The organism is Haloferula rosea, assembly GCF_016595525.1.
Classification (GTDB): domain Bacteria; phylum Verrucomicrobiota; class Verrucomicrobiia; order Verrucomicrobiales; family Akkermansiaceae; genus Haloferula; species Haloferula rosea.
Genome location: NZ_JAENII010000006.1, coordinates 36623 through 50566, shown reverse-complemented (window position 1 = coordinate 50566; position 13944 = coordinate 36623). Strand labels below are relative to the sequence as shown.

Sequence of the window (13944 nt, the reverse complement as noted above, 5' to 3'; positions counted from 1 at the left end):
CGGGATCAAGATTTCCCGTCGAGGTACTTCCACGCGCCTTTGTAGCGGCGGAATCGTGACACCTCATGAAGTTCATACGGTTTTCCTTCGACGAAGTAGTCCGCGACAAATTCCACTTTCCCCACCTTGTCATCCTTCTCGCCTTTCACCACGGCGAGGATTTCCAGGTTCGCCCAGTTCACTTGGTGGACCGTTTTCTGCAATCCCTTCCGCAGTCCCGGCTCCTTGGTATCCGGGTGAGTGGTATCCACCAAATACCCGACCAAACGGAAGAAATACGCACTGTATCGCGAACGCATCAGCTTCTCCGCCGTCTCGGGCTTCGCCTTCCCATGATGATAGGGCATGCAGCACTTGGCGTAGGACATCCTGCTCTTGCATGGACAAAGCGACTCCCCTCGCTCGGTCATTGGTTTGTTCGGTGAATCGCTCACGCCCGAGCATCACCTGAGACGCCCCTCGGTGGCAATCCTTCCTCTTGCCCGGACGTTGACCACGGTGCTCGGCCGTTCCAGTCACCCTGTCATCCCGCCACGTGACCCAAGGACCATCGTCTGGTGGAAGGATGAGGCTTGTATCATCGCATGGGGACAAGAAGGTTGGCCAAGCGCATGAAGGGAACGATCTGGTGCCTGCACGGAGCGGTAGGAATGGCGGATGACTGGAGCGGGTTCTCCGTGCCGGGCTGGGCGATCAAGCGCGTCGACCTGTGGCGCTTTCTTGACTGCTGCCCGATGTCGATGCCCGCATTCGGCGATGCCCTGAATGAAGAAGCCGCCGCCACCCAGGGGCGCAAGGTTCTGCTCGGCTACTCGATGGGAGGTCGATTGGCGCTCCACGCCCTGCTCCAAGGGAGTGTTTGGGAAGCGGGAGTGATTGTGTCCGCCCACCCCGGACTGGAAGATGAACCGGCAAAGAAGGACCGCAGGGCAAAAGACGCGGAATGGGGTGCCAGAGCGCTGCGGGACGATTGGTCCGACTTCCTCGAAGCATGGAATGGCCAGGCGGTACTGGGCACCTCCGCAGGCGGGGCTTCCTTCGCCAATCGGGCACTCCTCAAACAACGCAGGCAGGCCGTGGCACGGAGTTTCATGGATTGGACCTTGGGCGGTCAGGAATCCCTGTGGGACCAACTCCCGAATCTCCCGTGCCCGGTTCTGTGGGCCGTGGGCGAACAGGATGAAAAGTTCCGAAGCCTCGGCGAAAACGCCCTCACCGCGCACCACACCGGTAATCCGGCCCCGCGCGCTTCCATGGATCTGTGGGTGGGAAAAGGCGCCGGGCATCGGCTCCCATGGGACCTTCCCGACGAGTTTGCGAAGAAGGTTGGGGAATTTCTTGAGGGAGTGGATTCCTGAGACAGACTAATCCCGACATGTGGACCAGCGTTCGAGACTTTGAGGACATCCGCTACGAAACGGCGGATGAGGGACAGATTGCAAAGATCACCATCAACCGGCCGGAAGTGCGCAATGCCTTCCGACCGCAAACGGTGAAGGAAATGCTCATCGCGCTCGAGATGGCGCACGAGGATCCCCAGGTCGGGGTCATCATCCTGACCGGAGAAGGCGATCTGGCCTTCTGCTCGGGAGGCGACCAGAAGGTGCGCGGCCACGCCGGCTACGTCGGCGACGACGGCGTGCCACGGCTCAACATCCTCGATGTGCAGAAAAAAATCCGCCAGATGCCCAAGCCCGTGGTCGCCATGGTGGCCGGCTACGCCATCGGTGGCGGGCATGTGCTCCACGTCGTCTGCGACCTCACCATCGCCGCTGAGAATGCCCGCTTCGGCCAGACCGGCCCGAAGGTCGGGAGCTTCGACGGCGGCCTGGGATCGAGCTACCTCGCCCGAATCGTTGGTCAAAAGAAGGCCCGCGAAATCTGGTACCTGTGCCGCCAGTACGATGCCCAGCAGGCTTTGGAGATGGGTCTGGTGAATACCGTCGTGCCTCTGGAAAAACTCGAAGAGGAAACCGTGCAGTGGTGCCGGGAGATGCTCGAACACTCACCACTGGCCCTGCGTTGCCTGAAATCCTGTCTGAATGCGGACTGCGACGGGCAGATGGGCCTACTAGATATGGCAGGAAATGCGACCTTGCTCTACTACATGAGCGAAGAGGCCAAGGAGGGGAAAAACGCTTTCGTGGAAAAACGGAAACCCGATTTCTCGAAGTTTCCAAGGGTCCCATAATATCAAGATCACCGAGAATGGCCTTGTTTTTGGGGTGCCGACTCTGCTAGAAGCGCGCTGCAACCCAGAGAAACACACACCTCCAGACCAATGAATACCAATCAGTTAAAGCTAACATCCTTGCTTGCGCTTGCCGCGACCATGCCGGTCTTCTCGCAAGATGTCCTGCAGCGTTTCGATCCGTGTGACGATCACTACGATCACTACGATTTCAACACGCTGATCGGCCCAAGTGAATGGGAGATCGAATACGAGCGCGACTATGTTTGCGAAGTCGGCCCGGAAAGCGGCGTCACCACAGCTACGGCCAACCGCATGGCAGGACTGACCGCCACCCGCGTGAATACCCGTGACGTGGGTGACAGACTCTTCCGCAAGCGTGCGGGGGTTCCAAACCACTCAACCACCACGACCACACCCGCCCCAGCTCCTGTTTCCGCGAAAGGTGGAATGGCGAAGGGCGGAATGGCGAAAGAGCCCATTGTCGTGACAACTCCAGCCAAGTGGGAAATTTACGGTGGCCTCTTCGGCTACACGGAAGACTCCGATCCTCAGTTTGTCCTGATCCGCCCGGCTGTGCCTCCAGGCCAGACCGCCCCACCGCCTGCTCCGATTCAGGTGCTCACGGCTGGTGATACGGAATTCAACCTCTGGGGTGGTCACGTCGGCATCGAACGCCGGATCAACAACAACTTCAGCTTCGGCCTGGCCTTCTCCGGCTCCGAGGGTGAGGCGGAATCCTCCATCTTCGGCACCCGCCTGAGCACCACGGATGTGACTTCCCTGTCGCTCATTCCCTACATCTCCTACTATCGCGACAATGCGGTCTTCGGTGCCGATTACTGGGCCGATCTGATGTATGCCTACACCGACCAGTCCTACGACATTCAACGGAACAATTTCGGCCTGCTTGCTGGTGGTTCACCAGACGGCTCCACCCACACGGTGGACTTCAACACCGGTCTGACCTTCCGCGGCACCCGGATCAGCCACGGTCCCTACGCTGGCATTCGCTGGATCGACGGTGAGATCGACGGCTACCAGGAGTTCGGCCCCGGCGGTGGCGCCTTGTTCCCATCGCAGGACATCGAATCCCTCGCGACAACCCTCGGCTACAGCGTCTCCGGCAACTTTGCCGGCGGCGGTGGCACTTGGGTTCCGCAGCTCCGTGCAGCTTGGGAACACGAGTTTGAAGACAACACTGGCAATGTGTTCGGCTTCCCGCTTGGCACCGTCGACGAGGACCTCGCGGTGCTCGGTGCCGGCATCGGATACTATGCCAACAGCGGCTGGAACGCCGTGCTCGACTACGAAGCTCGCCTCGGCAGCGAAGTTCAGGGCCACTACGTCGGCCTGAAGGTCGGCAAGGAATTCTGAGTTCGGATCATTCTGAACCCACTCACGGCCGCTCCGGATTCTTCTGGAGCGGCCGTTTTTTCTTTTGTGGGACTGGGTGACGCGGCTTGTTGTGCGCCGTGATCCGAGCATTCCTTCTGGCCACCCGACCGAAGACCCTCCCGGCTGCGATTGTGCCGGTGTGGGCAGGGACCGTTCTGGCGTGGAAGCTTTCCGGTTCCTGGAGCCTGCTCGCGGCCGTCGCCACCCTGCTGGGCGCGGTGTGCATCCAGATTGCCACCAACTTCTTCAACGACGCCATCGACGCCGCCAAAGGAGCGGACACAGAGCGGCGGATCGGCCCTCAGCGGGCGACGGCGAGCGGTCTGATGTCACGGCGCGCCGTGATGGTTTCCGGTGGCATCTTCCTCGTCGCAGCTACCGTCTGCGGGTGGTATCTGTTCCAAGTGGCGGGCTGGCCGATCCTGGCGATCGGGGTTCCTTCGCTGTTTCTCGCTTACGGCTACACAGGAGGCCCGTTCCCGCTCGCCTACCGGGGCATGGGAGAGCTCTTCGTACTCGTCTTCTTCGGCTGGGTGGCGGTGGCCGGGACGGTCTTCGTCCAGTTGCAGGAGTGGCGGCTGGAATCGCTCCTCCTCGGTTCCCAGATCGGCCTGCTGTCCTGCGTGCTCATCTCCATCAACAACCTGCGGGACCGCGAAGAGGATGCCTCGACCGGAAAACGGACGCTGGCAGTGAGATGGGGACCGAAACCCGCCCGCTTGATGATCTGGGCGGAGATCAAACTACCCGTGATCCTCGGGGTGCTCTGGGTCTTTCTCGGCCAGCCCTGGCTGACCCTGGCAATCCTGCCCGTCCTGTCGATCGGGCTCAGGCTCTCATGGAGCGCCCTGACCGAACCCGAAGGCCCGGGCATGAACCGGATGCTCGCACTTTCCGGCCTCCAGTTGGTGGCATTCGCAGGCCTCTTTCACGTCCTGGCCGTGATTCCCGGTTGATCGGCCAGCCGGGAGGATGGAGTCTCCGGCGTGGCCGAAGATCTGTGGTATTGGAAATACAAGCTGGTGACCCGCCAGCCCTTGAACTCGAAAAGCAACAAGCGCGAGGTCGAGGGGGTCCTGCTTCGGGTCGATGACGGCTTCGCCTGCATGCAGCCCTGGCCCGAACTCGGTGACCCCTCCCTGCAGCGCTGCCTCGACGACCTGAAGGGACCACGCCGGTGGCCGATCGTCCGTCGTGCGCTCCGCTGTGCCAAGGAGGATGCCGACGCCCGCTTCATCGGCGACCCCCTGCTGGAGGAAATCGATCTACCCATGAGCCACGCTACCCTGCCTTGGCTGGATGACCGGATCGTTGAGAGTGCGCTTTCGAAGGGCTTCAGGTGCTTCAAAATGAAGGCCGGCCGTGATTTGAAGATGGAACTGGAGTTCCTCCTCAAGACAGCCGAAGCCCACCCCAACATCCGGTGGCGATTGGACTTCAACGAAGTTCTGGAACCGGATCAGGCCACCAAGTTCCTGTTGGAGATCCCCGAGAACATCCGTCAACGGATGGACTTCGTCGAAGATCCCTGCCCCTACAGCGCCTCGCGCTGGAAGGAACTTGGCCGCACGGTCAAGGTGCCTCTCGCCGTGGATCGGGAAGCCGCTCCGCTGTGCGATTCAGCACAGGTCATGGTGGTGAAACCTGCCGTTGATGAGCCTTGGCTGCTGGCCGAAGCCGCCGCGAAGCAGGGACAGCAAGTGATCGTGACCAGCTACATGGATCACCCGCTGGGTCAGTGCTTCGCCGCATGGGAAGCAGCCAAGCTGAACGTCCAGTTCCCGGGCTTGGTCGGACTTTGCGGTCTGCAGACCCACCAACTCTTCGCACCCACCGACTTCGCCGAACGACTTGGTCGTTGGTCCCCTGAATTCAAGCCAGCGGGCGGCACCGGACTGGGTTTCGATGATCTGCTTGAGAAGCTGCCATGGAAACGACTCGATTGATCGACCCCGCCTTCTGGGCAAGCAACAAGCTCGTCGCTCCCGGGTCACGTTTCCCCGCGGATGCCACCGACCCCGAGGGGCTGGTCTGGTTCCGCACCTCCGGGTCGTCGGGACCCCCGAAATGGCGGGGCCTTTCCCGGGATGGCTTGCTGCTCTCCGCATCCATCGTGAACGCCCACCTCGCGGTGAAAGCGGACGAGCTCTGGGGCCTGGCACTCCCGCTGAATCACGTCGGAGGATTCGGCGTGATCGCCCGCGCCTACGAAGCTGGATGTCCTCTGGCATGCTACCAGCAGCGCTGGAATGCCGTTGCTTTCCACACCTGGCTGACCCAGCACGAAGTGAACCACCTCTCCCTCGTCCCGACACAGGTCCATGACTTGGTCAATGCATCACTCAAGGCCCCAAGCACCTTGAAAACCATCGTCGTCGGAGGCGGACGACTCGCGAGTCCATTGGGCGAAAAAGCACGGGCGCTGGGATGGCCGGTCCTCGCCAGCTACGGCATGACGGAAGCAGGCTCCCAGATCGCCACCCAATCCCTCGCCTCGCTGAGCCAGCCCTACTCGCCGGAGACCCTTCCCATCCTTCCCCATTGGAGCGCCCGGATCGGAGAATCAGGGTGCCTTGAAATCCGCGGCGAATCCCTCTTCCGCGCCAGCCTCCTCTGGAAGGACCGCTGGTGCTTCGAAGCCCGGTCCCAGCCTTGGTTTGGAACCGAGGACAGGGTCACCCTGGAGTCCAACCGCCTGACCGTCCTCGGGCGCGCCGACCGATGCGTGAAGATCCTCGGCGAATTGGTGGACCTGTCCGAAATCGAACAGGACCTCGCGCTCGAAGAGGCCAGCGTCGTCGCCGTTCCCGACGCCCGCAACGGACACCGGCTTGTCCTTGCACATACGAGGGATGACGTAGTTCCGGTCCTCGAGCGCTATCACTCGAATCATACCGGACCGTGGAGAGTCACCTCCAGCGTACGGTTCGACCGTCTGCCACGCACTCCGCTGGGCAAGGTGCGTGTCGACGAATTGATCAAAATGATCGCCAGCCGGGAAAAATGACAGTCCCGTTCCGAAACCCCTGATCAGGGAGAAACCAAATCACTCCGGTTCGTCCGTGACCTTGCGCTGCTCGTAGAGCCTCGAACTCTCGCCATCCCAATAGGGCGAAGAACCCCACAGTGGAACCGTGCTGAGACTCGACTCCCACTCTCCGAGCATCCGGAAGAGCGCCTCGAAGCGCTCACCTCGTTCGGGCGCCAGATCCCGAAGCTCGCCGGGATCCTCCGCCGGACGGAAAAACTGCGCCGGTCGGTGAGGGGGGCGAATGAGCTTGTCCGCTCCGTCGAGCACGGCCGATTGACCCTGGAGTCGCCAGAAAAGCGTGCGACGCCGGGCCTCTTTATCACCCTTCAGCGAAGGCAGCAGGTTCACGCCATCATAAGCGCCATAGCGGGCGACCGAACGCTTGCGGTTCCTCTTGTCCTCGTGACTCATCGGTGGAGACAAAGGCAAGGCCTCTGCGCCCGCAGCCGCGAGAAAAGTTGGGAGAATATCAAGTGCCGAGGCCGGCGCATCGTACTCGCCTCCCGCGGGCAGGGTACCCACCCAGTTCCAGATCATGGGAACCCGCACACCCCCTTCCTTGAGAGTGCCCTTGGTCGCGGAAAGCGGACCATTCCAGCTTCCGTTGTCGGGCGCCCCTCCGTTGTCCGACAAAAATACGATGAGCGTATTCCGGTCCTCTCCATGATCCTTCAGCCACCCACGGAGACGGCCCACCCCACGGTCGAGAGCATACATCATGGCCGCGTAGGTACGACGTTTCTCGTTCTTGATGTGCTTGAACAATTCCAGATCCTCCGGAGTCGCATGCATCGGGGTATGCGGAGCGTTGTAAGACATGAATAGGAACCAGGGTTTTCCGGACTCATGGTGCTTCTCCATCCATCGTATCCCCTCGTCGGTGAAGAAATCCGTCAGATACTCACTCGAATAACGGGTCACGGGCTCCCCGTTGCGCTCGATCGAAGCGTTCTCGATCCGGGTCGGGAAATAGTGGTGACCTCCACCAAGCATTCCACAGAAGTCATCGAAGCCCCGCTCGTTGGGATGGAAGCCGCTCCCCTTGCCGAGATGCCACTTGCCGATCAAACCGGTGGCATATCCTGCAGCCTTCAGTTGGTCGCCCAGCGTGTGCTCCGCTGGGGGCAGACCCAGAAGTTCAGGGCGGGTCGCGTAGCCTTCGGGACCCATGTTCAGGTTTCCCTGATATCCGAACCGTCTGGGATCCCGGCCTGTGATCAGGCCGGCACGTGATGGCGAACAAACGGGCGAAGCGACATAACCCTGACTGCAGAACACCCCCTCGGCGACGAGGTCGTTGAGATGGGGTGTCTTCAGTCGGGTGGTCCCGGTGTGTTCCATGTCTCCATACCCCATGTCGTCCGCCAGGATGATCATCAGATTGGGCTTCTTGGAAGAGTCAGATGCCCCGTGGGCAGAACCAAGACAGGCAACAATGGCGGCAAACAGGGGCAGATGGAGGCGATTCATGGTCGAGCAACAAAAGGTAGGGACAGTCGACCTAAACTCAATCTGGAATCAGGCGACCACCCAGCACGGACGATGCAGGACCAGCAACAGGGATGTGGTCATCCCTGTCAACCGGTCCAAGGCATCATGGATGAACCAAGCGGAAGAATGCGCGGTCGTCAGAAGAATTTTCCTGGTAGCTCGTGTCCGTGGTGTCCTCGAGCACCGGTTGCCAAGCATCCGACACCCCGAGATCAAGCGAACGCTCCAGGGTGACGGTCGGAGCACTTCCCAGACTCCAGGTCAGCGTCGTCAGAGTCCCGGTCCGGGTGATGCTTTCAATCGTCGGTCCGGCTGGGTTGATGACACTGCCGCCGAGCGATAGCCGCATCGCCCTTACGTTGCCGAATGTGCCACTCCCATCGTCGCGCTGCCAGAATCCCGATGCGAAGTTGTTTTGCGCCTTGAACCGGATGTTCCCCGTCGAAGAGATCTTCACTCCTAGCGCGCTACCCAGGCTGGTGAAATTGATGGGAGTATCGAAATTCCAATACATCACCGTGGTGGCACCGGTCGTCGTCAACGATCCCTTCGCACTCCCGACGAGAAGATCCTGATCCACCCCATCGAACACACCATCTGCCCCTGGGTCGAAGAACTCGACCAGGATATCTCCCGAGGCATTGAAGGCCCCGGGAACGACATAGGCCAAGCCGGTCAGCGACACTTGAGCACCGGGACCCGAGAAAGCATTCGGATAGACCACGGTGAAATTCGTCACCCCACCGCCGTAGTCAAAGTCACCCCCACCGGTCGCGACTTCATTGACGAAGGCTGAACCAAGGGTTCCGCTCAGATCCAGGGTTCCACCAGGGGCCACGGTGCCGGCATCCTGCAACGGAGTGAAAGACCCCGGAGTCGGAGTGAATCCATCATCAGGATTGCTGAGCGGGTCTTTCGGGTCGGACCCATAGAATCGAACCTCAAGCCGGTCCGAGAAGGTGTCGTTGTCGAAGTCAGCATTGGCAAACGCGTCGAGCCCATTGGCGATCTCGAAGGCATCCGACAGACCGTCATTGTCGGTATCACGATCCACCAGGCTCAGGAACAGGTCCCACTCCTCCTTATCCGTCAGCCCGTCCCGGTCGGTATCAGGGCGGTTCGGGTCACTGCTGTCCACCCCGCCATTGTATTCGTCAATGTTGGTCAGCAGATCGAGATCCGGATCGCCATTGTCTCCATTGACCGGATCGACGCTGCCGTCGTCGCGCGGATCAAGTCCGTTGGCGATCTCCCATGAATCAGGCAGGCTGTCACCGTCAGTGCTGAAATCGATGGGGCTGGTTTCCCCTTCATCCAGAATCCCGTTCTGATTCGCATCTTCGACATCGTCGTTGAGACCGTCGCCATCACTGTCTGGATCCGCGGGGTTGGTTCCGGTAATGTTGATCTCGTCGGCATCGGAAATGTTGTCGCCGTCCGTATCGTCAGAGGCCGGATCGGTCGGATCGTTGAACCAATTCACATTGAGGGTGCCATTCACCTCATCCCCATCGCTGATGCCGTCACCGTCCGTATGCGGGTTCGTGGGGTCTGATGTGTAAAGCTGCCCGCTGATGGTTTCTCCCAGGACTTCTTCTCCGTCCTTGATGCCATCACCATCCGAATCATCAACGTCGACCCACGTGCCGGTGTCCGCTGAACTGACGAAAGTCCCCAGTGGATCTCCATTGGCGAACACACCACCCGTCTCCACGATATCTGCCAAGCCGTCCATATCGGTGTCAGTCGTAGCGAGCGTATAGGTTCCAGAAAGACTCAGCTTGGGCCCATTGAATGCCTCGAAGGCAAGTGCACCCGTCTTGAAACGAATCGAACCTGTCCCAGCATCATTGGTCGGCGTGACAACGATCCGGAAGCGGCTTCCGATCCCATCGATCAGAGCCGACATTTCTGTTTCAAAGTTCACGTAGTATTCGCCGGCGCCGTCGTGGGTGTATCCCACGGTCTCCGACCCGATCAGGACATCGTCCCCTCCACCAAACAGTTCATCAGCACCGAGATAGCTGACACTGACATTCACACTTGTGGCATCGTTCGCCCCAGCAGTGCCCGAAGTGGCAAAGCCGAATCCTTGAATGGTGACCACTCCGGAAGCACCGGGTGGCAAGGTGCTTCCGTCACCATCGAGATCACAGAATCGCACTGAGGCCGACGCATTGGGTTGATTGGTCGTATCATCACCACCCCCGGTGACCGAATCATCGAAGAACAAGGTGCCGGTAAGACCGCTGGTGACATCGCCCTTTTGAAAGTCGGCGGCAAATGAGGGAACAATGAGCAAACAGGCCGGAATGATGCCTGTGAGGATTGGTGGATTCATGGGTTTGGATGGGGTTTTGTTTCTTCAGGGTTGCGAGAGATTGAGTCGGTAAAATTCAGCCGCTTCGCCGGACGCCGAGGAGCTGACGCGAAAGAGACCACCTCCGAGGGATTCGGTCAGCGCGTTGGCATCCGGGTTGAACTCCACGAGGCCGAGAGAGCGTTCAAGTCGAGGGGCAAAGGGAGGTGAGCTTCCGAGCCGGGCCGACAGCACCATGGTTTCGTCACCGACATCCAACTGGAGCCGTGAGGTCTCTTCACCCGACCCTGCCATCACCGGTCGCAGCGTCGTGATCTCTCCCTCCATGGCGGAGGCTCCCATCGCAGTGACTCCAAGAGCCCCATAGGATCCCCCCAACACCAACGAGGTCGAGACATCTCCGGACTTCAGGGAAATTGTATGGCTTGCCGCTTCGTAGGACAGGACAAGGCCGACAAATGCCCGCGGAGACAGCGTGATGGCAGCACTCGATGAAGCCCCGGTCTTCCCTTCATGAATCACGAGGGATGAGTTGTCATAGTCGATGCCAAATCGGATGAACTCCGAGCGATTCGTCGAGTCAGCGAGGGCATGCCACAGTCCCGAAGACGGACCAAACGGACCGACCTCGGACGCCCGGAGAAGGAAGCCCAGAGAGAATCCCGAATTCAACGACAAGGGATTCCTACGGCTCGCCGACTGCCACAGGGGAGTGACGGAGGGTGTCTTCAAGCGCAACCCACCCGTGAACGGGTGCCTTTCCAGACCTGAATCCAACAAGGTATCCGCCGTTCCATAAGCCGGCGGAAGTGTCCCGGCTTCCCATGCGAGGTAGCGCTCGAGAAGTTCATCGGCGAGGGCCGGCTGCTCAGCCGACCGGTTGTTGTTCTCATCGATGTCGGACCGGAGGTTGTAGAGTTGAGGAGCACCGCCGGGATCGTTGATCCAGAGTTTCCAATCGCCCTGCCGGATCGCGGTTCCACCACCCGTGACCCCACCAGCCCTCCAGCTGATGACGCGGTCTTCAGGAAGAGCGGAGCCGTCACGAATCAGAGGCATCAGATCGAGACCATCGAGCCCGTTGCGCGCCGCCACCGGGGCATCGCCTGCGGCATTGACGAAGGTGGCGACGAAATCGAGTGAGGTAACCGGCTCGTTGATGACCTGGTTCCCGGCGAAGCCGCCCGGCCAACTGGCAACACACGGAACGCGGATCGAACCATCCTGCATTGATCCACCCTTCTTGCCCTTGAGTGGATTGTTGTAGGAATAGTTTCCACCGAACCCTTGGGCCCACTCGGCTCCACCGTTGTCATTCAGGTAAACGATCAGGGTATTCTCCAGCAGACCCGGCGTTTCCGAGAGCCGGTCGACGATCTTGCCGATGTTCTCGTCGAGCGCGAGGGTCATCGCTGCCAGATCGTAGCGATTCTTGTCGGCGACCGCCTGCGACTGGCCAAAGGTCCTCGGTGAATTCTCGTAGTCGCTGGCATCCAGACCGAACTCACTGGCAAGGCGGGCATATCGCGGGTCCGCCGGTTTCGGCGCTGGCGGAGAATCAATATCCACCGGGCCGTGCACCGCGGTGAAAGAGACATACATGAAGAACGGATCAGTCGATGAGGACAGATGCTGGTCGATGAAGTCCACCGTCTTGTCGCCAATACGGTCAGTTAGATAAGTATCATCTTCCGATGCGAAATCCGGCATCATCTGATCCTGGAAGACATTTCCTTCCGACGTGCTGCTCCAGTAACTTCTCGAGCCAGCCCACATGCCATACCAGTGGTCGAATCCGCGAAGATTGGGATGAAACTCGACGGTGTCGCCCAGGTGCCACTTGCCGATGCCATAGGTCTTGTAGCCCAATCCCTGGAGTCGACGTGGAACCGTCCGCTGGGCAGTCGCCATTCCGTTGTATGAGGGTCCTCCCAAATTGTTGTCCGAGCCAAGTCGCTGCTGGTGCACCCCTGTCAGCAAGCCGCACCGCGACGGATGGCAGACACCGGCGCTGACATACGCGTCCGTGAAGCGGGCGCCGGTGGACGCAAGGGTTTCCAGAGTGGGCATCGGGTAGCGTGCATCCCCATGAAGCCTCAAGTCCGCATAACCCTGGTCATCGGTGAAGAGGAGAATGATGTTTGGCCGGGCCGATGAAGGGGCCCAGTTTTCCAAGGCAACAAGCTGAATGGAGTCCGTCAGGTACTCGATCCGGAAACGGTTGGGCCCACAGTTGAAGTCCTGATTGTGGCGGAAATTCAGAAACTGGCCGTCGCGATCCACAAAACTGACCAAGGGAATGATCGTTCCCGGAACATGGGCATAATTACTATCGAAGGTGAGATCGAGGGAACACCTGCCAAGAATCAATGATCCACCCACGTCAATCGCAGGCGAACTGCCAGGGTTGTGGAAGCGCAGCATGGCTCCTCCTTCCTCGAAACCTCCCAGTGCAAGGTCACCATCGATGTCCACTTCGCCACCCGCGATCACCAGCGATCCATCACAGGCCTCGACACTACGTCCGAACATGGCGTCCCCGCCTACCGAAAGAGTGCCGCCGTTGACATGGACGAAGGAATCGTTGGGGCTGCTGTTGCGTCCAACCACCAGATCTCCGCTCACCGTGAACATTCCTGAGTCGAGCTCGAAGACCCCTTGGCCGGGAGCGCTCGAACTCTCACCAAGCTGAAGCGTTGCAATGGTTTGGTCGGCGGGGATTCCCCGATAACGGATGGTCCGATACTGCCCGACCAAGGCTGTATCACTTCCCGCCAAGCCTCCCTGAGTCGTGCCGCCGGAACTGACATCCCACACAACCTCGTCCCAGTTGCCCGACTGAGTCGCCGTATTGCTGGTCGGTGGTGGACTCCCTCCGACAGCGGAACCGGCGAGAGTCATCGAGAAGAGATTGCCCGAGCCGAGGGGAGCACCCGAATCGCGATTGACCTGTGTGACCCCGCTCCCGGCGGGGCCCTCCTTCAGCCTGACGGCAGCAGAGTGAGTCAACACCATGGCGACCCCGGTGCCGGAGGACGTGAAAGCAATTGGGGTATCGAAATTGACGTGAAAACTATCCACTCCCGAGTTGGCCAGCGTGAATGAAACCGGCACGGAGTTGATCAAGGTCTCGGCACCAATGCCTGAGAACGCTCCATCCGCACCCACGTCATAGAAGTCGACCGTCAGGGTGCCATTCTGAGTGTTGTTGGTGTTGTCCGTTGAGTCCGAGTTGGCCCAGATCGGAATTGCCATCCCGCTCAACTCGACCGCTGCCCCGACATTCCAGACGTTCTCAACAAGGAAGGCCCGGTTGATCTGTCCATTGTCCGCACGGATGTCGTCCCCTCCTGTTGCGGATGCATCAACGAAGAGATCGGCACCACCGCCCCCGTTGTCGTCGAGCAACTCACTCCCCGTGCCCCCGGTGTGCCCCTTTACAAAGCTCGCGGCATCAACCGCTGAAGGAACTGAGAAGGCGATAAGGATGATGACTGATGGGAACTTCATGGG

General features: G+C 60.0%; 10 protein-coding genes. 6 read left to right on the top strand and 4 right to left on the bottom strand.

Features of this window, described 5'->3' with window-relative positions:
* Positions 1 to 5: 5 nt before the first annotated feature.
* Entirely contained in the window at positions 6 to 368 is a 363-nt protein-coding gene (locus tag JIN81_RS09400) for a YchJ family protein (protein WP_234044641.1), read from the bottom strand.
* A 243-nt stretch (positions 369 to 611) separates the two neighbouring features.
* Here JIN81_RS09400 and JIN81_RS09395 point away from each other — a divergent pair, with 243 nt between their 5' ends.
* The 6 genes from JIN81_RS09395 (at position 612) to JIN81_RS09370 (ending at position 6596) form a co-directional block, all read left to right on the top strand.
* Positions 612 to 1358: an alpha/beta fold hydrolase gene (locus JIN81_RS09395; protein ID WP_200278686.1), complete on the top strand. Its 747-nt coding sequence runs from the start codon at positions 612 to 614 to the stop codon at positions 1356 to 1358.
* 17 nt (positions 1359 to 1375) lie between these two features.
* Positions 1376 to 2191 carry a 1,4-dihydroxy-2-naphthoyl-CoA synthase gene (gene menB / locus JIN81_RS09390; protein ID WP_200278685.1) on the top strand — a complete coding sequence of 272 codons (816 nt, stop codon included), beginning with the start codon at positions 1376 to 1378 and terminating at the stop codon, positions 2189 to 2191.
* A 90-nt stretch (positions 2192 to 2281) separates the two neighbouring features.
* Entirely contained in the window at positions 2282 to 3568 is a 1287-nt protein-coding gene (locus JIN81_RS09385; protein WP_200278684.1) for an autotransporter outer membrane beta-barrel domain-containing protein, read from the top strand.
* Positions 3569 to 3666: 98 nt separating this feature from the next.
* On the top strand, positions 3667 to 4545 hold the full coding sequence (gene menA, locus JIN81_RS09380; protein ID WP_200278683.1) for a 1,4-dihydroxy-2-naphthoate octaprenyltransferase: 879 nt from the start codon (positions 3667 to 3669) through the stop codon (positions 4543 to 4545).
* A gap of 30 nt (positions 4546 to 4575) precedes the next feature.
* On the top strand, positions 4576 to 5535 hold the full coding sequence (locus tag JIN81_RS18985; protein ID WP_200278682.1) for an enolase C-terminal domain-like protein: 960 nt from the start codon (positions 4576 to 4578) through the stop codon (positions 5533 to 5535).
* Positions 5517 to 6596: an AMP-binding protein gene (locus tag JIN81_RS09370; RefSeq protein WP_200278681.1), complete on the top strand. Its 1080-nt coding sequence runs from the start codon at positions 5517 to 5519 to the stop codon at positions 6594 to 6596. The genes JIN81_RS18985 and JIN81_RS09370 overlap by 19 nt, the downstream gene beginning before the upstream one ends.
* Positions 6597 to 6635: 39 nt before the next feature.
* Here JIN81_RS09370 and JIN81_RS09365 read toward each other — a convergent pair whose 3' ends face one another.
* The 3 genes from JIN81_RS09365 to JIN81_RS09355 form a co-directional block, all read right to left on the bottom strand.
* Positions 6636 to 8090, bottom strand: coding sequence for a sulfatase family protein (locus JIN81_RS09365; RefSeq protein ID WP_200278680.1), 1455 nt, complete (start codon positions 8088 to 8090; stop codon positions 6636 to 6638).
* A 124-nt stretch (positions 8091 to 8214) separates the two neighbouring features.
* Positions 8215 to 10452: a hypothetical protein gene (locus JIN81_RS09360; protein WP_200278679.1), complete on the bottom strand. Its 2238-nt coding sequence runs from the start codon at positions 10450 to 10452 to the stop codon at positions 8215 to 8217.
* Positions 10453 to 10476: 24 nt separating this feature from the next.
* On the bottom strand, positions 10477 to 13941 hold the full coding sequence (locus tag JIN81_RS09355) for a sulfatase-like hydrolase/transferase (protein WP_200278678.1): 3465 nt from the start codon (positions 13939 to 13941) through the stop codon (positions 10477 to 10479).
* Positions 13942 to 13944 lie beyond the last annotated feature (3 nt).